This is a genomic window from Mesorhizobium sp. DxT (assembly GCF_058448885.1).
Map to the genome: position 1 here is coordinate 30,875 of NZ_JBZFLJ010000004.1, position 23,162 is coordinate 54,036.

The following is a 23,162-nucleotide window of genomic DNA, read 5'->3' on the forward strand; positions in this document are numbered from 1 at the left end:
GCGCGCCGCGCTACCTGTTGGCGGTGAACAATCCGATGTCCAGGGACGCGTTCGCCGCGTCGACCGTTCTGCCCGAAAGCTTCGCTCGCTGGTTCGCCAGCCGGGGCTGGGCGCCGCGCGCCCATCAGCTCGACCTGCTGGCGCGGGCCTCGGGCGGAGCCTCGGTGCTGCTGATCGCGCCGACCGGCGCCGGCAAGACGCTCGCCGGGTTCCTGCCGTCGCTGACCGATCTGGCATCACGACCGAGGCGCAAGCCGGGCGAGCGCTATCGCGGCATCCACACACTTTATATCTCGCCGCTGAAGGCGCTGGCCGTCGACATCGAGCGCAATCTCGGTCGGCCGGTGGCGGAGATGGAGCTGGACATCGCCGTCGAGACCCGCACCGGCGACACGCCGGCCCACAAGCGCCAGCGCCAGAAGCTGGTGCCGCCGGACATATTGCTCACGACGCCGGAGCAGCTTGCGCTGCTGATCGCATCGAAGGATGCGGAACGCTTCTTTGCCGGGCTGAAATATGTGGTGCTGGACGAATTGCACTCGCTTGTGACCTCCAAGCGCGGCCACCTGCTTGCGCTCGGTCTAGCGCGGCTGCGCCGCTTCGTGCCGGAGTTGCGGACCATCGGGCTTTCGGCAACGGTGGCCGAGCCGGACGCCCTGCGTCGATGGCTCGTTCCGCAGAGCTCGCCGGATGCGATGGCCGATGTGATCACCGTCGAAGGCGGCGCCAGGCCGGTTATCACCATTCTCGATTCCGAGGAGCGGGTGCCGTGGGCCGGCCACTCGGCTCGTTATGCGATCGGCGAGATCTACGAGGCGATCAAGGCGCACCGCACCACGCTGCTTTTCGTCAACACGCGCTCGCAGGCCGAGTTCCTTTTCCAGGAGCTGTGGCGGATCAACGAGGATACGCTGCCGATCGCGCTGCACCACGGCTCGCTCGATGTGGCGCAGCGCCGGCGGGTGGAAAATGCGATGGAGGCCAATGCACTGCGGGCCGTGGTGGCCACATCGACCCTCGACCTCGGCATCGACTGGGGCGATGTCGATCTCGTCGTCCACGTTGGCGCGCCGAAGGGGGCAAGCCGCCTTGCCCAGCGTATCGGCCGCTCCAACCACCGCATGGACGAGCCTAGCCGCGCCATACTCGTGCCGGCTAACCGCTTCGAGGTGCTGGAATGCCGGGCGGCGCTGGAGGCGAACTATCTCGGGGCGCAGGACACGCCGCCGCTTCAGCAGGGCGCGCTCGATGTATTGGCCCAGCACGTGATGGGCATGGCCTGCGCCCAGCCGTTCGATGAGGCGGACCTGCTGGATGAGGTGAGAAGTGCCGCACCCTATGCCGAACTCGACGCCGAAACGTTCGCGCGCGTCGTCGAGTTCGTCGCAACCGGCGGCTATGCGCTCAGGAGCTATGAGCGCTACGCGCGCATCCGCAAGACCAAGGACGGTCTATGGCGTGTCTCGCACCCGCGCTTCGCCCAGCAGTACAGGCTCAATGTCGGCACGATCATCGAATCGCCGATGCTGAATGTGCGCATGACCCGACAGCGCGGCAAGGGCGGAAACGTGTCGGGTGGCCCGGTCCTCGGCAAGGTGGAGGAGTATTTCCTCGAAACGCTCTCGCCCGGTGACACTTTTTTGTTTGCTGGCAAGATGCTTCGTTTCGAGGGCATCCGCGAAAACGAGTGCTTCGTCTCGAACGCCACCGGCCAGGACGCGCGCGTGCCGGTCTACGCAGGCGGCAAGTTTCCGCTCTCGACCTACCTGGCTGCCGAGGTTCGTTCGATGCTGGCGGATTCCGAGCGCTGGCGGAAGTTGCCCGAACAGGTGGCCGACTGGCTTGCCATCCAGGCGGAAAAATCCGTCCTGCCCAAAGCGGGCGACCTGCTGGTCGAGACCTTTCCGCGCGGCAACCGACACTACATGGTCGCCTATCCCTTCGAAGGCAGGCTGGCGCACCAGACGCTGGGCATGCTGCTCACCCGCAGGCTGGAACGCGCCGGCGCCCATCCGCTGGGTTTCGTCGCCACCGACTATGCGCTCGCCATCTGGGCTCATTCGGATATGGGCGCACTTTTCCGCAGCGGCGAGTTGCCGCTTTCCGCCCTGTTCGACGAGGACATGCTGGGCGATGATCTCGATGCCTGGCTGGCCGAAAGCTGGCTGCTGAAGCGCACCTTTCGCGCCTGCGCGGTGATCGCCGGGCTGATCGAAAAGCGGCATCCCGGCCAAGAGAAGACCGGCCGGCAGGTGACGGTCTCGGCCGACCTGATTTACGACGTGCTGCGGACGCATGATCCCGACCACATCCTGCTTCGCGCAACACAGGCGGATGCGGCGGCGGGACTGCTCGATGTCAGCAGGCTTGCCGACATGCTCTCGCGGATCAGGGGACGAATCATGCATAAGGACCTGGATCGAATCTCGCCGCTCGCCGTCCCCGTCATGCTGGAGATCGGCAAGGAACGGGTGAAGGGCGAGGCCGACGAGATGCTGCTTTCGGAGGTCGAGGAAGACCTCGTCCATGAGGCCATGGGAGACTGATGAACGTCGCACCGGAAAGACACGGCTTTACGCGCGGCTCTGGCATGATCGCCATAGCCGGTGAGGTCGCGCTGTGCGATGCGCGTGGCGCACTGTTCTTTCCCGACATGCGGCTGCTGGTGGTTTCCGATCTGCACCTTGAGAAGGGTTCGGCCTTTGCGCGGCGCGGCCGGCTGCTGCCGCCCTATGACACCGGTGCGACCCTGGACCTTCTGGATACGGTGATAGCCGATCACCGCCCCACGACGGTGATCAGCCTCGGCGACAGCTTTCACGACGGTTTCGGGGCGGAACGTATGCCGTCCATCTATCGTGACAGGCTGCTTTCGCTGATGGCGGGCCGTGAATGGATCTGGGTTGCCGGAAATCACGATCCGGACGCGCCGGCTGACCTTCCAGGCATCGTCGCGGGCGAGTTGGCGCTTGGCGGCCTGCGCTTCCGCCATGAGCCTCTTGCCGACGCCGAGCCCGGAGAGATTGCGGGTCACCTTCACCCCGGGGCGGTTGTTGTCCAGCGCGGCCGCGCCGTGCGTCGCCGCTGTTTTGCGACCGATGGCGAGCGGCTCGTCATGCCGGCCTTCGGCGCCTACACCGGCTCCCTCAACGTGCTCGACAAGGCCTATCGAGGTCTGTTCCACTGGGAGCGTTTCTTCGCCCACATGCTCGGCACCAGCCGGGTCTATACGGTCGCCCACCACCGGCTGCGACGCTGATTAGTTTGTTGCCACGAAGGCGACCAGCATAGCCATGACGGAAAGGAACGTGATGCGGGTGCGCATGCGCCCGTACCATTTCGGCAAGTCGCCCTCGTGGACTGCAAAGGCATCCCAGGTCCCCTGCGCCGCAAGCGCGAGGGCGAGCAGCACGAAGGCGGCGTTGCTTGGCAAAAGCGGCGCCATCCAGCCGATGATGACGAGCGCTGTCGCCCCGGCTGCCGCGCGTACCGAAGGCGCAAAACCCCAATGTGCGCCGGCAGTGAAGGTAAGCATTAGCGCGCCATAGCTCGACAGCAATGCTGCCGTCAGTTCCCGCCAGGGATGTGTCGCGTCGATGCTCGCAAGCCAGATTGTCAGTAGCCACATCGGCAGCAGGGTGGCGTAGCCTAGACTGCCGATCTGGCCGCTTTGAAGGACGTCGTTATTGCTGTCTTCGTCCCAATCGCTCACGCCGGTCAGTCCTTGCGGAAGACCACGCGGCCGACCCATCCGGTGAGAAAGGCCAGTGCAACGGCGGCGACGCTGTACAGAAAGCTGTTCTCCTGCGCGGCGCGGAACAGGCGCTGCTCGAAACCGGCCTTCTGGATCGAGAGTTGCGCGGAGCTTTCGTCGATGAAAGCACCGTTCTTGAAAAGGAAGGCGCGCGCCCTGTGCGTGCCGACCGGCACGTTGGGTGCAAGGTGCAGCGTCGCCCGGAACAGACTTTGCGACAGGAAATGCACACCGCCGACGCGCTCGCTGAACAGCTCGGACGCCTTCTTGCGCTCACGCAGAGCGGCTGTGAACTCGGCAATCGTTTCCGTATCGCCAGTCTTGTCGGCCGGTATCAGGGTTATGTTGTCGGCTCCCAGCGCCATCTGACGATAGCTCGCCGGATTGGTCACGTCCTGCCAGGCACGCGTGGTAGCGACGGAATAGGATACGGGAACGCTGACGAAGGTCTCCGACTGGGTGTTGATCCACATGCCGAGCACGCGGTTCTTCTTGCGCACGACGACAGGGCGGGGCGGACCTTCCAGCACCACGATGACATCGTAGCGGCCGTGGCGCGATACCAGCGGATCGGCATTGTCCAGCGCGCCGAAGATGGTCAGATCGGCACCGGAGAAGTCTGCCGTGATCGACACGCGGTCGGTGGAGAGGCCGATCTGGATGTTCTCCGGATTGGTGGTCTCCGGTGCCTGAGCCGCGGCCGGCATCAGTGGTAGCAGGATCGCCATCAGCGTGCCGGCAAGTGCTGCGAGGCGAGCGAAAGACATGCTTCAGATCCCCGACAGCGAAGACAGGGAATAGAGCGAGTTCGGACGCACGAAGAGGTCGAAGGCCAGCCGAAGCGCCACCGCCACCACAAGCAGTGCGAGTAGTGCGCGCAATTGCTCGCCGCGCAGCTTCTGCCCCGCCTTGGCGCCGTACTGCGCGCCGGCAACGCCACCGATCATCAGGAGGAATGCCAGCACCACGTCGACCGTCTGGTTGGTGGTCGCGTGCACGATGGTGGTGTAGGCGGCGGTGAAGACGATCTGGAACAGCGAGGTGCCGATGACGACGTTTGTCGGCACCTTCAGCAGGTAGATCAGGGCTGGCACCATGATGAAGCCGCCGCCCACGCCCATGATCGAGGCGAGGAAACCGATAATTGCCCCCAGCCCGAGCACGGGGATAACGCTGACGAACAGCTTGGAAGCGCGGAAGCGCATCTTGAGTGGAAGGCGGTGGATCCAGTTGTGCTGGCCGGGCTTGCGCAGCGATGGAACCGCGCCGCCCGCTGCCCGGCGCATCGCGCGCACGCTCTCGATCAGCATCATGGTGCCGACAGTTCCAAGCAGCGCGACATAGAGCAGCGAGACGAAGAGATCGAGCTGGCCGACGCTACGCAGCAGCGAGAACACCCATACGCCGACGGTGGAGCCGACGACACCGCCAGCCAGAAGCACCGTCCCGAGCTTGAAGTCTATAGTGCCCTTCTTGAAGTGCGAAAGCGCGCCTGAGGTGGACGAGGCGATAACCTGGTTCGCACCCGTGGCGACGGCGATTGCCGGCGGAATATTGTAGAAGATCAGCAGCGGCGTGATGAGGAAGCCGCCGCCCACACCGAACAAGCCCGACAGGAAGCCCACCGCAGCACCCATGGCCAGAAGCACGACCATGTTGACCGACATTTCCGCGATCGGGAGATAGATGCCCACCGCCAAGCTCGACTATTCGTGTCCGGACCCTGGAACCGTTCCTGCTTTCGAAGCGGACCAGGACGGTACCCCGTTCTTGCGCCGACATGTCCACGAAGTCAAACGCCCGAAGGCGATTGAATCCCGAAAAACTCCGGGATTTGCAGCTATTTGCGCTAAAGCGGCGCGCCGTGTCGCAATTAGCGGCGTTCCAGCAGCGCGCGCACCGTCGGCTCGTCGACTTCGCCGGTGGCTTTCATGCCGTTGTCACCCTGGAATGCGGCGATCGCAGCCTTGGTCTTCGCGCCCATGACACCGTCGGCGGAGCCGGCCTCGTAACCGTTCTTGTTCAGGATCGTCTGGATGTTGCGGACGGCCTGCTTCATGTCGACGCTGGCCGTGACCTCCTCGCCTTCGCTCCAGCTATCCGGAATCTCGACAGTATTCGCCTCGGCATCGACGGGTTTTGCGCGCCAGAGTTCCACCGCTGCACGGGCATTCTCAAGCTGCTCGGGACGCAGTGCCTTGGCAACCTCGTCGCGCTTGGCGGCCGCGTCCTTGTCTCCCGCCTTGGCAACCAGCGCGAACCACTTATAGGCTTCCTCGAGGTTCTGCTGCATGCCGACGCCCTTGGCGGCCAGGATGCCGAGGTTGAACTGGCTGTCCTGCACTCCGAATTCGGCTGCCTCGGCAAACCAGCGCGCGGCCGTATCGTTGTCGGTCGTGCCGTCAGCGCCCATGGCATTGAGTACGGCGAGATTGTGCATGGCGCTGGCGTTGCCCTGCGCCGCCGCAAGCTGATACCAGGTCTTGGCTGCCTTCACATCGCGTTCGACGCCAATGCCCTTCTCGTAGAGGTTGCCGATGCGGTACTGGGCAGGGGCCAGCCCTTGGTCGGCCGCCTTCTGGTACCACTCCGCCGCCTTGGCCATGTCTTCCTGGGTTCCGCGGCCTTCCGCGTAACGATTGCCGATCTGGTAGAGCGCCTTGGGATCACCGGCGGCGGCGGCCTCGCGCAGAGCGATCGGGCCGGCATCGACGGGGATGGCCGCAACGGCTTCCTCGCTGGCATCGGGTATGCTCGCGATCTCGGCGGTTGTTTCCTCTGCCGGAGCGGTGCTTTCCTCGATCTCGGCCGGCTGCGCGGCTGCTGCCTCTTGTTGCGGCTCCTCAGCCTCGACAGGCAATGGCGCGGCCGCGTCGGCTTCGAGCCAGTCCGTTGAGGCAGCGTGGGTCGCCTGCGGCGCTTCCGTTGTCATCATCGCGTCGGTGGCTTTGGGCGCATCTTCGCCGGCCATGCGCACGGGCTGATCCGGCGCGTCTTCGATCATCTCCGGTTCAACCGCTTCGGCAACCAGAGGTGCGGAGGTCGGCGCTGGCGCTTCGGCAACAGGCTCATCGCTGCTGCCTCCGATCACGGTCCGGCCGATCTGAAGCCCGGCCAGGGCGATCAGGATTGCGGCAACGCCCATCAGCACCGGCTTGCGGCGGCGCTTGAGGATACCTCCGAGGCTGAACCCACCGGATTTCGCCTTGGTTGCCGGCCGCCGCTTCATGATCTCGGCCTCAGCGGCTGCTGCCTGGGCAGCCCGTCGCGCCGCGGCGATGAAGTCGGCCTTGGCAGTGTCCGCGTCGGCGCCGGGCTTTGGCGGTTGACCGCGCTCGTCGCGCACCCGCTTCATGATGGCGTTCAGATCCGGTGCTCCGGAACCGGGCTCGAGCGGCTGGTTCGCCAGCTCGGGGTCCAGGCGGCTATCCAGTTCGACGTTTGGCGCAACACTGTCGGTCTGCGAGGCGTCCTGTGCGTCACCAGCAAGGGGCTGATGTTCCTGTTCGCTGGCGCTGGTCTTGCGGCCCGAGAGTGCGCGCGTCAAACCGCCGAGCATCGAAACGCGTCCGCCGGCCGCTTTCGCGCTGGCTCCGTCCGCATCGTCGCGCAGGGCATCGGCGGCGGCCTGTGCCGCGGCTGCCGCAGCGGTTCGCCTGGCAGTGCGGCCCGTATCTTTCTCGCCCGCTGGTGGAGCCACTTCGTTCGTGGCAGCCATTGGCAACGCCTCGTTCGAGGGCTCGAGCGACGGAGTCCTGTCGGCGTCGAGAAGGGTCTGGCGCGGCGTCGCCGCAGGCTTTGGTTCAGCCGCGCCGCCAGCCTCTATCGTGCCGAGCCTGCCGACGATCTTCAGGAGCGTATCGTGGATGGCCTCGAACGTCTTCGCGTTGCGATCGTCAGAGCGGCGTGTAAGCGCTTCCAGCGATTTCAGATCGTCAACGAGCCCCGCGACCAGCGGTCCCTCGCTGCCCGTGCTCGCAAAATGGCGAACCGTTTCCTCGGCAGCCTGTCTTGCCGCCTCGATCACATCCCGGCGGCTTTCGACGATGGACTGTTCGATCTTGTCGAGCCGCGGACGGATGTCTTCGTCTGCGCGTGCCGGCGAGGGCTTGGAAAGGTGTGATGTGAGGTCAGCGATCTGCGATTCCAGGCTGCGGATCAGGTCCTTGTCGATGCCGGGCTGCAGCAGCGAGGACTCGAGCTTGCTGGACATAGTGTCCATGCGCGCTTCCAGCGAACGGATAGCCTGTTCGTCCGCCGGCGCAGGAGGCTGCTGTTCCAGCCGCGCGGCGAGATCGGCAAAGCGCGCGTCCATCGCCTCGATGAAACGGGCGTCGTGGGCAGCATCGGCACCGGTGTTGTCAATGCGGGCGGCCACACTTTCCAGCCTGCGCTCCAGATCGCTAAACAGAACCTGGCCCTGAGCGACGGAATCCTCATGGCGCTGCTCGAGCATCGCGGAGATGGAAGCGAAACGATCGTCGAGCCCACGGAAAACGTGGTCCATGTCCGGTTGAGCCGGAGCCTGCTCAAGCTTGTAAGAGATCGTGTCGATGCGCTCGGCGAGGCGCTCGATAACCTGCTCGGGCAGGTCGACGCGCTGGGAGATGTCCTCGATACGACTGGAGAGTGCAGCGAGCTGATCCACAAGCACGCCGGACTGGTTGTCTACGGCGGACTCGTCGAGCTGGCGGGCCAACGCTGAGATTCGCGCCTCGATGCGCTCGAACGGTTCCGGATCGAACGCCGTTGGACGGCCGGCGCCGGCGGAGGCTGCCACGGCACGGGAAATTTCGTCCAGCCGCTCTTCGATCGCGTCGAGCGCCTCCGGTCCGATCCGGTCCTGCTGGTGTGCGAACTGGTCGACGGTGGTCGCCAGGATCTTCATCTTGTCTTCAAGCGAGCGCAGCGTGACAGAGGTCGGCAGTGCGTTGACGGCGTCGCCGATCTGCTCAAGGCGCGCGCTGAGCGCCTGCAAAGCAGGGTCGTCCGCGTTGCCGCCACCGACATTCGCGACCTGGCTGGCGATGTTGCTCCAGCGCTGGTCGAGTTCGCTCCACCGTCGATCGTAGGATTGCACGGTGTCTTCCCGCGCCAGCTTGCCCAGCGCGTTTTTCACCTGCTCCATCTCGAGGCGCAGCATGTTGACCTGACGGTCGTCACTCTGTTCGGCGAGCTTGTGGATCATGCCGGACAGGCGTTCGAACTCGGCGCTCAGGTCTGCAGTCTGGCCAACCGGCCCCGAACGTTGCATTGCGTCCTCGATTTCCTGCTTGAGCGCGGTAAACTCCCGGCGCAGCCCGGAACCCATCTGGTCGCGCAAGTCGCGGCGAAGCGCGTTCAACTCCGAGGAAAGATCGGCAGTCGATAGGCGATCCTCGCGCCAGGCGCGTTCATACTGATCGGGATGGGTGTCACGCGGCGCCTGGCGATAGGGATCGCGTTGATCGTCGAGAGGTCTGCGTATCCGCGTTTCCAGCTCGTCCAGGCTGCTGGCAATGTCTTCGAGCGAAGTGCTGGCCCTGCGCCTGCGGCCCGCGTTGATCGAATCGAGATAGGAGCGTCTGTTGTTCATCGAAACGTCCGTCGCCGCTTGATAGCCGGAAGGCCGGGGGTTGCTTCACTCTTTTCCGACGGTTGCCCTTTTGCCGATATCGGCATGACCGGGCTTCCCTCGGCGGAAGGCTCCGTAAGCAACAAAAAACAGGATAACCACGGGACTTCGTCCTGCGCACAATTCCCCGAACGTGGTAAACAAGCCGTTAACCTAAATTACCATTTCGCTTATTGCTGCCTGTGGAGCGCACTGCCTGCGGCAGGATTTCGCACTTGCAGCATAACTTATATGCGCCTATATGCGCGCCAACTGACGGGCCGCGTTGCGGTTCGTTTCGACGTTTGGTCCACTTGATCGGATGCTTGTTCGCCCCACTCGCATCCAATCGGCGCTTCCGCGGCGAGCCGAAGCGCAACCCACGGGGAATTGTGAAATGATGAACATGAGGCCGGCCGGCGAAAGCATGGCCAATGCGTCGGAGCTTTCCGACGGGTATATACGTATTGGCGACATGGCCAAGCAGTTTGACGTGACGCTGCGCACCCTTCGCTTCTACGAGGACAAGGGTCTGCTGAACCCTAAGCGCGAGGGCAATACGCGCCTCTACACGCAGCGTGACGTGACCCGCCTGAAGCTGATCATGCTCGGCCGAAAGGTCGGTTTCTCGCTCCGCGAGGTTAAGCAGATCATGGACATGTATGATCCCGATTCCGGCAACGCGAAGCAGCTTCGTACGCTGCTCGACAAGTCCGAGCGCCAGCTCGGCCGGCTGGAGAAGCAGCGCCTCGCCATCGAGGACGCGATCGGCGACCTGAAAAGCGCGATGAACACGTGGCGCTCGGCGCTGGCTGCACGACAGGGCGCAGCGGCCTAAGGCCACGCATTGCTTGAAATTTGAAAAAAGGGGCCGCTTCAAGCGGCCCCTTTTCTTTTGGTCAGCGCGCCGGCTTCCAGAGCATCTCCCGTGTGCCCATGTCGAGGAAGGTGGCATGACGCCGGAGGATTGCGCGCAGTCCCGGCCCGATCATTGCTTCAGGGATTGAATCAAAACCATGCTTGCGGAACCAGGGACCGTTCCAGCGTGGTTGTCGGAATGTCGCCAGCACCGTGCCGGAAAGACTGGACTGGCGCGTCTTCTCTTCCGCAGCGGCGAGCAGCGCGGCACCAATGCCTCGCCCGGAGAGGTCCGGCTCGACCATGATGCTGGCGATATAGTTGAGACCGTCGATCGGTTGCAGCAGAATGTAGCCCGACAGGCGATCATCCACTTCCGCCACGATGGTTTCACCGGTCGAGAAACGCTCGGGCGCGATAGCCGGCGCGGTGAGCGTGAAGCCGAAACCTTCGAGAGAGCGGTAACGTTCGTGGGCGTTGCGTTCGATGCGCCGAAGTGCCTCGATCTCGTCGGGGCGGTGCGGGCGCAGTGTTATGTCGCCTGTCTGCATGGTCTGGTTCCAATGGAGGAAGTGGCCCCTTAGCGCGACCTTGTGACAGACGCCCGACAGGGTGAAACCCGCGTGGAAAATTGCCGCATCCTTACAATTGACGTTTACGCAAACGTCAATTGTTGTTAATGTGTCTTTCGATCCTGGCTTCGCCGTGGAACGATCCCGCGCGGCGAAGATCTGCCCGACCTCTGGAGGACTTTTCATGCCGACCTACAAGGCGCCTGTCGCGGACACGCTGTTCGTTCTCAATGATGTGCTTGGCTATGAGCGCTACGCCAACCTGCCCGGTTTTTCGGACGCCGGCCCGGATGTGCTCGAGGCGATCCTCGAGGAAGCGGCAAGGCTGGCGGAAAACGTCATGCATCCGCTCAACCGTGTGGGCGACGAGCAGGGCTGCACGCGCAACGCCGACGGCTCGGTGACGACGCCCAAGGGGTTCAAGGAAGCCTACGACCAGTATCGCGAGGGCGGCTGGATGGGCCTGTCTGTGCCGGCCGAATATGGCGGGCAGGGCCTGCCCTATGCGGTTCACACGGCGCTTGGCGAATACCTCTCTTCGGCCAACATGGCGCTGATGATGTATCCGGGCCTGACACAGGGTGCGATCGCGGCGATCCTCGCCCACGGCTCGGACGAGCAGAAGCGGACCTTCGTGCCGAAGATGACCGAGGGCGTCTGGACCGGCACCATGAACCTGACGGAGCCGCATTGCGGCACGGACCTCGGCATGCTGCGTACCAAGGCGGTGCCTGCCGGCAACAGCAGCTACAAGATTTCCGGCCAGAAGATTTTCATCTCGGCCGGCGAGCACGACATGAGCGAGAACATCATCCATCTGGTGCTGGCCCGTATCGAGGGCGCGCCGGAGGGCGTGAAGGGGATTTCGCTGTTCATCGTGCCGAAGTTCAAGCTGGATGCCGATGGCAACCCCGGCGAGCGCAACGCGGTGTCCTGCGGCTCCATCGAGGAAAAGATGGGCATTCACGGCAACTCGACCTGCGTGATGAACTACGACGAGGCGGAGGGCTTCCTGATCGGCCAGGAGAACGGCGGCCTCAAGGCCATGTTCGTGATGATGAACGAAGCGCGCCTTGGCGTCGGCCTGCAGGGCCTGTCCATGGGCGAGATCGCCTATCAGAATGCCGTGGCCTACGCGAAGGAGCGTATCCAGGGCCGATCGCTCTCGGGCCCGAAGGCGCCGGACAAGAAGGCCGACCCGATCATCGTCCATCCGGACATCCGCCGCAAGCTGATGGTGATGCGCGCGTTCAACGAGGCCGGTCGCGCGCTGGTGCTGTGGACCGCTCTCAAGTCCGACGTCGCGCATCGTTCGGGCGACGAGAACGACCGTCAGACGGCCGACGACCTGCTCGGCCTGATGACCCCGATCATCAAGGGCGTGCTGACCGACAAGGGCTTCGAGCATGCGGTAATGGCGCAGCAGGTTTTCGGTGGCCACGGCTATATCGAAGAACACGGCATGAGCCAGTTCGTGCGCGATGCCCGCATCGCCCAGATCTACGAGGGCGCCAATGGCATCCAGGCGCTCGACCTCGTCGGCCGCAAGCTGGCGCTCAACGGCGGCCGCGCGGTGCAGTCCTTCTTCAAGGAGGTCGGCGACTTCTGCGAGGAAAACCGTGCCGACGAGAAGATGGCGCCGTTCACCAAGGCGCTGAAAAAGGGTCTGAACGACCTTCAGGCGGCCACCATGTGGCTGATGCAGAACGCGATGCAGAAGCCCGACAATGCGGGTGCGGCCTCCACCGACTACCTGCATCTCTTCGGCCTCGTAGCGCTCGGCTATATGTGGGCCCGCATGGTCAAGGTCGCGCAGGAAAAGGTCGACGCGGGCGCCGCAACGCCGCTGCACGAGGCCAAGCTGGTCACGGCCCGCTACTTCATGGATCGCGTCATGCCGGAGACCGGGGCGCACCTGGCACGCATTTCGGCAGGCGCGGATTCGATGATGGCTCTTGCGGAGGACGCCTTCTAGGGACTATTCCACCAGTCTGTTCAAGCTTGAACGTCTTGCGGAAGAGTATCAGGGAGGTCTTCGTGGCGATGCAACCGGCAGAAATTCTCGGTCTTCCAAGGCCCGCCTGGGCGGGCGACGAAGTCGGCATGCTCTACGACATGGCGAACCGTTTCCTGACGGAAGAGATCGCGCCGCGCTACGAGGAGTTCGAAAAGAACGAGAAGTTCGACCGCGAAAGCTGGGAGAAGGCGGGCGCTAACGGCCTGCTCTGCGCTTCCATGCCGGAGGAATATGGCGGCTCGGGCGGCACCTTCGCGCATGAGAGCGCCATCATCGAGGCGATCGGCCACGTCGGCGTCGATGGTTTCGGCATTGCCCTGCACAACGCCATCGTCGCGCCCTACATTCTCCACTATGGCTCCGACGAGCAGAAGAAGAAGTGGCTGCCGAAACTGGCGACCGGCGAGATGATCGGCGCTATCGCGATGACGGAACCGGGCGCCGGCTCCGACCTTCAGGGCGTCAAGACGCGCGCCGAGAAGGACGGCAACCAGTACCGCATCAACGGGTCCAAAACGTTCATCACCAACGGACAGCTTGCCGACCTCATCATCGTCGTCGCCAAGACCGACCCGGAGAAGGGCGCCAAGGGCACCTCGCTGATCGTGCTGGAAACCGCCGATGCCGACGGGTTCGAGCGCGGACGCAACCTCGACAAGGTCGGGCTCAAGTCCAACGACACGTCGGAACTGTTCTTCAATGACGTGCGGGTTCCGACCTCGAACCTGCTGGGTCACGAGGAAGGGCAGGGCTTCATCCAGCTTATGCAGCAGCTTCCCCAGGAGCGGCTGCTGATCGGCACGCAGGCGATCGCCATGATCGAGCGGGCGCTGGCGGTCACCATCGAATACGTCAAGGAACGCAAGGCCTTCGGCAAAGCCGTGATCGACTTCCAGAACACCCAGTTCAAGCTGGCGGAACTGAAGACGGAAGCCACCATCGGCCGGGTCTTCTACAATGACTGTGTGGCGCGCCACCTCGAAGGCGGACTCGACCCGGCGACCGCCTCGATGGCGAAATACTGGCTGACCGACCTGCAATGCAAGGTCGTCGACGAGTGCCTGCAGCTTCATGGCGGCTACGGCTACATGAACGAATATCCGATAGCGCGCATGTATCGCGACGCCCGCGTCCAGCGCATCTACGGCGGTACCAACGAGATCATGAAGCTGCTGATCGCGAGGGGGCTGTGAAGATGGCCGAATTCACGCTCTACTGCTTCTCGGAATCCGGTAATTCCTACAAGCCGGCGCTGATGCTGACGCTCTGCGGGGCTGACTGGCAGGCTCGCGGCGTCGAGTTCTTCAAGGGTGAGACGCGCTCGCCCGAATATCGCGCCGTCAATGTGATGGGTGAGGCCCCAATCCTTGTCCACCATCGCGACGAGGGCGATTTCACGCTCAGCCAGTCGGGCGCGATCCTGCTCTATCTCGCCCGCCATTTCGGCAGGTTCAGCCACGAGACCGAAGCCGAGGAATTCGAGATTCTGCGCTGGATCCTTTTCGACAATCACAAGCTGACCAGCTACACGGCAACCGAGCGCTTCATGCGCCATTTCCGCGGCAAGAAGGGCGATCCGGCGGCCGAATTCATCTACAGTCGCGCGCAGGATGCGTGGAAGGTGCTGGAAACGCATCTTGCGGGCCGCGAATGGGTCGCTGCCGCGCGCCCGACCATCGCCGACCTGTCTCTTTGCGGCTATCTCTTCTGGCCGCAGCAGATCGATGCCGACTGGAACGACTATCCCGCGATCGGGCGCTGGCTCGACCGCATCCGCAACCTGCCCGGCTGGGCTGCGCCCGAGGCGCTGATGCCGTCCGGGCAGTAAACCGTCAACGAAACTCCGGGCGGTGCCGTAAGGGCGCAGCCGGTCGAAAGGGAGAAAACAGATGGCAGACGCATATGTCTATGATGCCGTGCGCACTCCGCGCGGACGCGGCAAGAAGGATGGCTCGCTGCACGAAGTGCCGGCGGTTCGCCTTGCGGCAAAGACGCTGGAGGCCGTGCGCGACCGCAACGGTCTCGATACCTCCACCGTCGACGACATCATCTTCGGCTGCGTCGATCCGGTCGGCGAAGCAGGCTCGGTGATCCCGCGCGCCGCGACCTTCGAGGCCGGTTACGCGACCGAAGCGCCCGGCATTCAGATCTCGCGCTTCTGCGCGTCCGGGCTCGATGCTATCAACCTCGGCGCGGCCAAGATCGCCGGCGGCTCCGACGACATCGTGATTGCCGGCGGCGTGGAATCGATGAGCCGCGTCGGCATGGGCATGTCGGGCGGTGCATGGTTCATGGACCCCTCGGTCGGTCTGCCCGGCTATTTCGTGCCGCAGGGTGTTTCGGCAGACCTGATCGCCACCAAATACGGCTTCTCGCGCGACGACGTCGACGCCTATGCGGTCGAGAGCCAGAAGCGCGCGGCAAAGTCGTGGGAGAAGGGCTACTTCAAGAAGTCGGTCGTGCCGATCAAGGATCAGAACGGCATGACGATCCTCGACCACGATGAGCATATGCGCCCTTCGACCGACATGCAGTCGCTGGCTTCGCTCAATCCGTCCTTCGTGATGCCGGGCGAGATGGGCGGCTTCGATGCCGTCGCCATCCAGCGCCACCCGGAAGTCGAGGCGGTCAATCACGTGCATCACGCCGGCAATTCGAGCGGCATCGTCGACGGTGCGGCTGCCGTGCTGCTCGGCTCCAAGAAGGCCGGCAAGACGCTGGGCCTCAAGCCGCGCGCGCGCATCCGTGCTTTCACCAACATCGGCTCCGAGCCGGCGATCATGCTGACCGGCCCGGTGGACGTGACCGAGAAGCTGCTCGCCAAGTCCAAGATGAAACTCTCGGACATCGACCTGTTCGAGCTGAACGAGGCGTTCGCGTCCGTGGTGCTGCGCTACATGCAGGCGTTCGACATTCCGCACGACAAGATCAACGTCAATGGCGGCGCGATCGCAATGGGCCATCCGCTCGGCGCGACCGGTGCGATGATCTTCGGCACCGTGCTGGACGAGCTTGAGCGCCGCGACCTCAACACCGCACTTGTGACGCTGTGCATCGGCGCGGGCATGGGCACGGCGACCATCATCGAGCGGGTGTGAACCGAACCATGGCGGCTCTGGGAAAAGAAGCGGCGCTGATCCTCATCGACGTGCAGAAGGCATTTGTCGAGATGGAGGACACTGGCCGTCGGCGCAACAATCCGCAGGCGGTGGCCAACATGGCGCGCCTGCTGGAGGCCTTCAGGAACCGGGGGCTCGCAGTTTTCCATGTCCGCCATGCGTCAAAGGAGCCAGGGTCCCTGTTGCGCCCCGAGCGCAGCGGGTACGAGGCGATCGGTGAAGCAGCCGAACGGGCCGACGAGCCGGTGCTGGTGAAGCACGTGAATTCGGCGTTCATCGGCACCGATCTCGAGCAGCGTTTGCGTGACGGCGGGTACGAAACGGTGGTCATCGCAGGCATCACCACCAATCACTGTGTCGAGACCACGACGCGCATGGCGGGCAATCTCGGCTTCGACGCGCGTCTCGTGGAAGACGCCTGCTACACTTTCGACCGTGTCGGCCATTCCGGCGAAGTCGAAAGTGCGGAGGCAATCCACGCCATGACCCTTTCCAATCTCGATGGCGAATTCGCCAGGATAGAAACGACTGAAACGGTGCTGGCGGCGCTTCGTCACAGCGCTGCGGCATGAGGAGCAATCAGATGACCTACAAGAATTTCAACGTGGAGACCGATGCCGACGGCATCGCCCTCGTCACCTGGGACATGCCCGACAAGTCGATGAACGTCTTCACCGAGGAGGTGATGGACGAGCTCGACAAGATCATCGACCAGGTCGTGGCCGACGAGGCCGTCAAGGGTGCCGTCATCACCTCCGGCAAGGACACGTTTTCCGGCGGTGCCGACCTGACCATGCTGCAGCGCATGCTCAAGCTCTTCCGCGAGGAAGAGGCGCGCGACCACGACAAGGCGATCAAGATGCTGTTCGACGGCGCCGGCCGGATGAGCTGGCTCTGGCGCAAGCTGGAAACCTGCGGCAAGCCGTGGGTCTCGGCGATCAATGGCACCTGCATGGGCGGCGCGTTCGAGCTGTCGCTGGCCTGCCACGGGCGCGTGGCCGCTGACTCGGACAAGGTCAAGATGGCGCTGCCCGAGGTAAAAGTTGGCATTTTCCCCGGGGCCGGCGGTACCCAGCGCGTGCCGCGCCTGACCGATCCGCAGTCCGCCCTGCAGATGCTGACCACCGGCCAGAACCTCTCGCCCAAGAAGGCGAAGCAGATGGGCCTGATCCACGAGGTTGTCGAGCCCGCCAAGCTGATCGATGCCGCCAAGGCGATGATCGCAGCCGGCCTCAAGCCGGTGCAGCCTTGGGACGAGAAGGGCTTCAAGCTGCCGGGCGGCCCCGTCTATTCGGCCGCGGGCGCCAATCTGTGGCCGCCGGCAATCGCCATCCTGCGCCGCGAGACCTACGGCAACTATCCGGCTGCCGCGGCGATCCTGAAATGCGCCTATGAGGGCCTGTTGGTGCCCTTCGATACGGCGCTCCGGATCGAGCAGCGCTACTTCACCGAAATCCTGCGTTCGACCGAAGCCGCCATGATGGTGCGTTCGCTGTTCGTCTCGCTGCAGGAACTCAACAAGGGCGCGCGCCGTCCGCAGGGCGTGCCGGAGACGAAGTTCAAGAAGATCGGTGTGCTCGGTGCGGGCTTCATGGGCGCGGGCATCGCCTTCGTGACGGCCAAGGCCGGCATCCCGGTCGTGCTTCTCGACCGCGACATCGCTGCTGCCGAGAAGGGCAAGGCGCATTCGGCGGGCCTGATGGACGGCGCGATCAAGAAGGGCCGTGCAACGGAGGAGCAGAAGGAACAGCTCCTGTCGCTCATCACCCCGACGGTCGACTACAAGGACCTCGAAGGCTGCGACCTCGTCATCGAGGCGGTGTTCGAGGATTCGGAGGTCAAGAAGAGCGCCACCGAGCAGACGGAAGCCGTCATCGCCAAGGATGCGGTCTTTGCGTCGAACACGTCGACGATCCCGATCACCGGGCTGGCAAAGAACTCCAAGCGCCCGGACAATTTCATCGGCATCCATTTCTTCTCGCCGGTCGACAAGATGATGCTGGTCGAGATCATTCTGGGCAAGAAGACGGGCGACAAGGCGCTTGCCGTGGCCATCGACTATGTTCGCGCGATCAGAAAGACGCCGATCGTCGTCAACGACACGCGCGGCTTCTACGTGAACCGCTGCGTGCTGCGCTACATGTCGGAATCCTACCAGATGCTGATCGAGGGCGTGCCGCCGGCGATGATCGAGAACGCCGCCAAGATGGCCGGCATGCCGGTTGGCCCGCTGGCGCTGACCGATGAGACGGCCATCGACCTTGCGCAGAAGATCATGAAGCAGACCATTCGCGATCTCGGCGAGAAGGCGGTCGACAAGGACCAGTTCGCGCTCATCAACACCATGGTCGACAAGCACGGTCGCCACGGCCGCAAGAACGGCAAGGGTTTCTACGACTATCCGGAGAAGCCTGCCAAGAAGCACCTGTGGCCGGGTCTAAAGGATCTTTATCCGCAACAGGATGCCGACAAGATCGATGTGGAGGCGCTGAAGCAGCGCTTCCTCGTCACCATCGCGCTGGAAGCGGCCCGCGTCATGGAAGAGGGCATCGTCACCGATCCGCGTGAGGCGGATGTCGGCTCGATCCTGGCTTTCGGTTTCGCGCCCTATACGGGTGGCGCGCTCTCCTACATCGAAGGCATGGGCGTGGCCGAGTTCGTCGCACTCGCCAAGAAGCTGCAGAAGAAGTACGGCGCGCAGTTCAAGGCACCCAAGCTTCTGGTAGAGATGGCGGGCAAGGACGAGACGTTCTACGAGCGCTTCAACCCTTACCCGAAGGCGAAGAAGGCGGCCTAGGCCCCGAAGTCGTTCCTCTCCCCCTTAGCGGGGAGAGGAATCGCAAGGCCGGCAGCAACGGAGCACTCTCATGTATGTCTGGCTGCGCCTCGCCCGCATGATGGCGACCGCCAAATCGCGCGGTCGCTATCGCATGGGCGACGAAAGCCGGTTGACCTTCCGTTGCCTGCCGACGGACATCGATTCCAACCTGCATCTCAACAATGCCCGCTACATGATGCTTGCCGACGTCGGCCGCATCGACATATTTGCGCGCGCGGGGCTTATAGCCTTGGCGCGAAAGCACCGCTGGGCGCCGATGATGGGCGGCTTGCAGGCCGTCTATGTGCGAGAGATCAGGCTCTGGAAAAAGTTCGACGTCGTTTCCACGGTCGAGACCTGGGAAGACACGCAGGTGATCGGACGGCACCGCTTCGTGCTGGAGGATGGTCGGACGGCGGCGCTGGTGATGACGACGGCAGGCGTCTATGACTTCGGCGCGCGGCGTTTCGTGCCGATCGACGAGGTTGTCGGCAATCTTGGCGTCGCCGCGAAACCGCGCCAGCCCACGGAGGAGGAGCGCACCTTCATGGCCTCCCATGGGCGGCTTCGGCAACTTGCCAAGGATGCGACCTGACCGAGCGCTGGCGCAAGAAAAAGCACACTGTCGGCAATACGAGCGTTGTAGCAGCGACCTGCGACGTTAAAGTCAGGCAAAACGAGAAAGCTTCGCCATGACCGCCATCGACTACTATTTCATCTGTTCGTCGCCCTTCGCCTATCTTGGCCACAAGGCGTTCCATGAACTCGCCGCTAGGCACGGCGCTGAAATCCGCTACAAGCCGATCAACATTGGCGGCGTCTGGGAAAAGTCCGGCTCCGTGCCGCTCGGCCAGCGCACGCCGCTGCGCCAGCGTTACCGCCGGATCGAATTGCAGCGCATCGCCGACATGCGCGGCCTGCCGCTGGAGCTCGAGCCCAAATTCTTCCCCGTCGATCCCGGCCTTGCCGATCGCTGCGTGATAACGCTCGTCGGGCAGGGAGCCGATCCCGCAGGCTTCATCTGGCGCGCGCATCAGGGTGTGTGGGCCAAGGGCGAAAACATCGCCGATCCTGAACAGCTCGCAGCCTATCTTATGGCCGAGGGCCACGACGCAGACGCCGTGCTGAAGGCCGCCGGCGAGCCCGAAGCCGCTGAAACGCTTGCCCGCAATACCAGCGAAGCCGGCGATGCCGATGCGGTCGGCGCGCCGGTCTACGTGCTCAACGGCGAACCGTTCTGGGGTCAGGATCGGCTCGATCACCTTGCCCACGCGCTGGAAACGGGGCGAGCGCCGTTCAGAGCCTGAGGAAACCGGCGGCATTGGGCTGGACAGTCCGGCGCGCAGGGATTAACTAGACGGGAAAGGTATTTTTTCCTGTCTTCGGGGAGGGCGCGATGCTCTCGCATGAACGTGTCTGGGCGGCAATCGACGCGCTCGCGGCGGAGCATTCGCTGTCTGCGTCGGGACTTGCCAAGCGGGCCGGGCTCGATTCCACCGCCTTCAACAAGTCGAAGCGGCTGTCGGCTGACGGCCGGCCACGCTGGCCGTCGACGGAGTCGCTGGCAAAGATCATCGAGGCGACCGGTGTTACGTTGGGCGACCTCTTCGCGCTGGTCGAAGAACATCCACGACGGCCCGTTGGCCGGATGCGTCAAAGGCGTCCTGCTGTTCCGCTGCTCGGTTTCGCGCAGGCAGGCGCGGGCGGCTTTTTCGACGATGCCGGCTTCCCGGTTGGCCAGGGTTGGGAGGAGATCGAGCTTCCCGCCGGCGCGGGCGAGGGTGCCTATGCGCTGCAGGTTCAGGGCGATTCCATGCTGCCGCTCTATCGCGACGGCGACGTGTTGATCGTTGAGCCCGGCGCGCAGGTGCGCAAGGGCGACCGTGTCGTGGTCAAGATTATCAGCGGCGAGGTTACGGCGAAAGTGCTCGCAAGCCGCAGCACCGAGTCTATCGAACTCGTGTCTCTCAATCCCGCCCATCCCGATCGCACGGTATCGACGGCCGAGATCGAGTGGATGGCGCGCATCGTCTGGGCGAGCCAGTAGGTGCGGCCCGTGGCGGCAATCGTCGCTCTGGCCGGGCTCGCCGGTGTGAGCGCCGCGCTTCTGTCTTCGGGCGATTTGCTGACCAGCCACAAAGGCCCTGCCGCGATCGAGATAGTTCCCACCAATCCGGAGGCCGTGGCGCAGCCGGATCCCGCAGTGCCGCTGCTGCCCGTTCCTTCTCGGGTTCGGCCCGTTGCACCGGATGTGGTCGCGGCACCACTGGTGGAGCAGGAAGGGCTGGAGCGGATCGATCCGCGCGAGGCGTTGGGCATCGGCCGCGTGCGGGCCCCGTCCGAGGGGCCGCCCACCGAAACCATGCTTCACCGACCGGTGGCAACCGCTGCCGGCGCGTTCGAGGCGCGTGGCTATCACGTCGCGCTTTCGGGCATCGAGGTCACCGATGCGGATGAGACCTGTGGAAGCGATGGCGCATCCTGGCCGTGCGGCGTGCATGCCCGCACCGCTTTTCGCAACTGGCTGCGCGGCCGCGCGCTGTCCTGCGTTGTGCCGCCGGTTGCTCCGCAGCAAACCGTCGTGACCGAATGCAAGCTTGGCGGGCATGACGCGGCAGCCTGGCTGGTCGCGCAGGGCTGGGTACGTGCCGTGGCCGATGGACCCTATGCTGAAATGGAGGCCGAAGCGCGGGAAAAGGGGCGGGGGCTTTTCGGTGCAGCACCTTCCAGCGCCGCGCCGCCCCCGCTGACGGTCACCCTGCCTGAAACCTCAGGCGGTTAGCTCCCCGATCAGCGCCTTGCCGATCAGCGCACGCGTGTTGTCGATGCCGTAGAGCGCGGCAAAGGAGCCGAAGCGCGGGCCGCGTTCCTGCCCGATCAGCACCTGGTAGATCATCTGGAAGAAGGCCACGGAGACGCCCGGGCCGCCCTCGGGGCTCTTCTTGGAATGATCCTGATAGCGCTCGATTGCGCGCGCGACATCCAGCGCGGCGTTCTGGATCGCCTCGCCATCGGAGCCGGCCGGCAATGTGGCGAGCTTGTCGGCGAGCGCCTGCAGGGCCTCTGCTTCCACCGCATCCGGCGCGCGGAACTGCTTCTGCGGCTTTACGAAGTCTTCGAAATAGCGGATCGCGTAACCGACCAGTCTGTCGAGCTCGGGATGGGTCTGCGGTGTCACGCCTGCAGCGTGGCGGGAAATGAACCCCCACAGCACCGACTTGTCATGCGCGTTCGAAGCGCTGACGAGATTGAGCAGCAGGCCGAACGGCACCGGCATGTCGACGACCGGCGGATTGCCGTCATGGATATGCCAGACCGGATTGCCCAGCCGCTCCTTCCAGTCCTGCCGCTGATAGGCCGACAGGAACTGGTAGTATTCATCGACCGCGCGCGGAATGACATCGAAGTACAGCTTCTTGGCCGTGCGCGGCTTCTGGAACATGTAGAGCGCAAGGCTCTCCGTCGGCGCATAGGTCAGCCATTCGTCGATCGTCAGGCCGTTGCCCTTCGACTTCGAGATCTTCTGCCCATTCTCGTCGAGGAAGAGTTCATAGACGAAGTGCTCCGGCGCCCGGCCACCGAGCGCGACGCAGATGCGGTCGTAGACGCCCATGTTCGGCCCGTGGTCCTTGCCGAACATCTCGAAATCGATGCCCAGCGCCGCCCAGCGCGCGCCGAAGTCCGGCTTCCACTGCAGTTTGACCATGCCGCCGGTGACGGGAAGGGTCGTCTCCGTGCCGTCCTCGTCGTCGAAGGTGATCGTTCCGGCCTCTGCATCGACCTTCTTCATCGGGACGTAGAGCACGCGGCCCGTCTTCGGCGAGATCGGCAGGAACGGGCTGTAGGTGGCCTGGCGTTCCTCGCCGAGCGTCGGCAGCATGATCGCCATGATCGCGTCGTAGCGTTCCGCCACGCGCTTCAGGATCGCGTCGAGGCGACCTGACTTGTAATAGTCCGTAGCGCTGGCGAACTCGTAGTCGAAGCCGAACGTGTCGAGGAAGCGGCACAGCATGGCATTGTTATGATGGCCGAAGCTCTCATAGTCGCCGCCAAAGGGGTTCGGCACCACGGTCAACGGCTTGTGCAGATAAGGCTCCAGGAACGCACGATCCGGCACGTTGTCCGGGATCTTGCGCATCCCGTCCATGTCGTCCGAAAAGCAGATCAGCTTGGTGGGAACCTGGCCCTCGGTCAGAATACGGAAGGCGTGACGCACCATCGATGTGCGCGCCACCTCGCCGAACGTGCCGATATGCGGCAGGCCCGAAGGCCCATAGCCGGTCTCGAACAGCACGACCTCCGGCCAGTTACCGCCTTCGTAACGTTTGATGATCTTGCGGGCCTCCTCGAACGGCCACGCTTTGCTCTCGCGTGCCGCCGAAAGGATTTCGGGCGAAAGCATCAGCGAGTTCGATCGCGAAGTGGTCATTT

19 protein-coding genes are annotated in these 23,162 nt (G+C 64.0%); 13 read left to right on the forward strand and 6 right to left on the reverse strand.

The window, feature by feature from the left end:
• Positions 1-35 precede the first annotated feature (35 nt).
• The gene (locus tag ACVJNE_RS09450; RefSeq protein WP_499564989.1) at positions 36-2,546 is read left to right on the forward strand and encodes a ligase-associated DNA damage response DEXH box helicase; all 2,511 of its coding nucleotides are present in this window, start codon (positions 36-38) and stop codon (positions 2,544-2,546) included.
• Positions 2,547-2,590: 44 nt separating this feature from the next.
• A complete protein-coding gene (gene pdeM, locus ACVJNE_RS09455) occupies positions 2,591-3,259 on the forward strand; it encodes a ligase-associated DNA damage response endonuclease PdeM (protein WP_499565455.1) in 669 nt (222 codons plus the stop codon).
• On the opposite strand, the gene ACVJNE_RS09460 is transcribed toward pdeM, so the two are convergent.
• The 4 genes from ACVJNE_RS09460 to ACVJNE_RS09475 all read right to left on the reverse strand — a co-directional run bounded on the left by ACVJNE_RS09460 (position 3,260) and on the right by ACVJNE_RS09475 (position 9,329).
• Positions 3,260-3,712, reverse strand: coding sequence for a DUF3429 domain-containing protein (locus ACVJNE_RS09460; RefSeq protein WP_499564991.1), 453 nt, complete (start codon positions 3,710-3,712; stop codon positions 3,260-3,262).
• A gap of 5 nt (positions 3,713-3,717) precedes the next feature.
• Entirely contained in the window at positions 3,718-4,521 is an 804-nt protein-coding gene (locus tag ACVJNE_RS09465; RefSeq protein WP_499564993.1) for a TIGR02186 family protein, read from the reverse strand.
• A gap of 3 nt (positions 4,522-4,524) precedes the next feature.
• Positions 4,525-5,448, reverse strand: a complete 924-nt coding sequence (locus ACVJNE_RS09470; RefSeq protein ID WP_173187162.1) for a sulfite exporter TauE/SafE family protein — start codon at positions 5,446-5,448, stop codon at positions 4,525-4,527.
• 179 nt (positions 5,449-5,627) lie between these two features.
• Positions 5,628-9,329 (reverse strand): peptidoglycan-binding protein, encoded by a 3,702-nt coding sequence (locus ACVJNE_RS09475; RefSeq protein WP_499564995.1) that lies wholly within the window; start codon positions 9,327-9,329, stop codon positions 5,628-5,630.
• A 418-nt stretch (positions 9,330-9,747) separates the two neighbouring features.
• Between ACVJNE_RS09475 and ACVJNE_RS09480 the strand changes: the two genes are divergently transcribed.
• Positions 9,748-10,185, forward strand: a complete 438-nt coding sequence (locus ACVJNE_RS09480) for a MerR family transcriptional regulator (RefSeq protein WP_368802829.1) — start codon at positions 9,748-9,750, stop codon at positions 10,183-10,185.
• A gap of 61 nt (positions 10,186-10,246) precedes the next feature.
• Here ACVJNE_RS09480 and ACVJNE_RS09485 read toward each other — a convergent pair whose 3' ends face one another.
• Positions 10,247-10,756 (reverse strand): GNAT family N-acetyltransferase, encoded by a 510-nt coding sequence (locus ACVJNE_RS09485; protein ID WP_499564997.1) that lies wholly within the window; start codon positions 10,754-10,756, stop codon positions 10,247-10,249.
• A 205-nt stretch (positions 10,757-10,961) separates the two neighbouring features.
• Between ACVJNE_RS09485 and ACVJNE_RS09490 the strand changes: the two genes are divergently transcribed.
• The 10 genes from ACVJNE_RS09490 to ACVJNE_RS09535 all read left to right on the forward strand — a co-directional run bounded on the left by ACVJNE_RS09490 (position 10,962) and on the right by ACVJNE_RS09535 (position 21,513).
• On the forward strand, positions 10,962-12,752 hold the full coding sequence (locus ACVJNE_RS09490; protein ID WP_499564999.1) for an acyl-CoA dehydrogenase C-terminal domain-containing protein: 1,791 nt from the start codon (positions 10,962-10,964) through the stop codon (positions 12,750-12,752).
• Between the two features lie 68 nt (positions 12,753-12,820).
• Complete coding sequence (locus tag ACVJNE_RS09495; protein ID WP_173189882.1) at positions 12,821-13,987, forward strand: acyl-CoA dehydrogenase family protein; 1,167 nt, start codon at positions 12,821-12,823, stop codon at positions 13,985-13,987.
• Positions 13,988-13,989: 2 nt separating this feature from the next.
• Positions 13,990-14,622: a glutathione S-transferase family protein gene (locus ACVJNE_RS09500; RefSeq protein ID WP_499565001.1), complete on the forward strand. Its 633-nt coding sequence runs from the start codon at positions 13,990-13,992 to the stop codon at positions 14,620-14,622.
• A 61-nt stretch (positions 14,623-14,683) separates the two neighbouring features.
• Positions 14,684-15,892, forward strand: coding sequence for an acetyl-CoA C-acetyltransferase (locus ACVJNE_RS09505; protein ID WP_173187158.1), 1,209 nt, complete (start codon positions 14,684-14,686; stop codon positions 15,890-15,892).
• An 8-nt stretch (positions 15,893-15,900) separates the two neighbouring features.
• Complete coding sequence (locus tag ACVJNE_RS09510; protein WP_499565003.1) at positions 15,901-16,485, forward strand: cysteine hydrolase family protein; 585 nt, start codon at positions 15,901-15,903, stop codon at positions 16,483-16,485.
• 11 nt (positions 16,486-16,496) lie between these two features.
• Positions 16,497-18,710 carry a 3-hydroxyacyl-CoA dehydrogenase NAD-binding domain-containing protein gene (locus ACVJNE_RS09515; RefSeq protein WP_499565005.1) on the forward strand — a complete coding sequence of 738 codons (2,214 nt, stop codon included), beginning with the start codon at positions 16,497-16,499 and terminating at the stop codon, positions 18,708-18,710.
• 70 nt (positions 18,711-18,780) lie between these two features.
• Positions 18,781-19,326 carry a thioesterase family protein gene (locus tag ACVJNE_RS09520; RefSeq protein ID WP_499565006.1) on the forward strand — a complete coding sequence of 182 codons (546 nt, stop codon included), beginning with the start codon at positions 18,781-18,783 and terminating at the stop codon, positions 19,324-19,326.
• 97 nt (positions 19,327-19,423) lie between these two features.
• Entirely contained in the window at positions 19,424-20,038 is a 615-nt protein-coding gene (locus tag ACVJNE_RS09525; protein WP_499565008.1) for a 2-hydroxychromene-2-carboxylate isomerase, read from the forward strand.
• 89 nt (positions 20,039-20,127) lie between these two features.
• Positions 20,128-20,778 carry a S24 family peptidase gene (locus tag ACVJNE_RS09530; protein ID WP_499565010.1) on the forward strand — a complete coding sequence of 217 codons (651 nt, stop codon included), beginning with the start codon at positions 20,128-20,130 and terminating at the stop codon, positions 20,776-20,778.
• A gap of 9 nt (positions 20,779-20,787) precedes the next feature.
• Positions 20,788-21,513 carry a thermonuclease family protein gene (locus ACVJNE_RS09535; RefSeq protein WP_499565012.1) on the forward strand — a complete coding sequence of 242 codons (726 nt, stop codon included), beginning with the start codon at positions 20,788-20,790 and terminating at the stop codon, positions 21,511-21,513.
• Here ACVJNE_RS09535 and ACVJNE_RS09540 read toward each other — a convergent pair.
• Positions 21,502-23,160 (reverse strand): lysine--tRNA ligase, encoded by a 1,659-nt coding sequence (locus ACVJNE_RS09540; RefSeq protein WP_499565014.1) that lies wholly within the window; start codon positions 23,158-23,160, stop codon positions 21,502-21,504. The genes ACVJNE_RS09535 and ACVJNE_RS09540 overlap by 12 nt on opposite strands.
• Between the last annotated feature and the right edge of the window lie 2 nt (positions 23,161-23,162).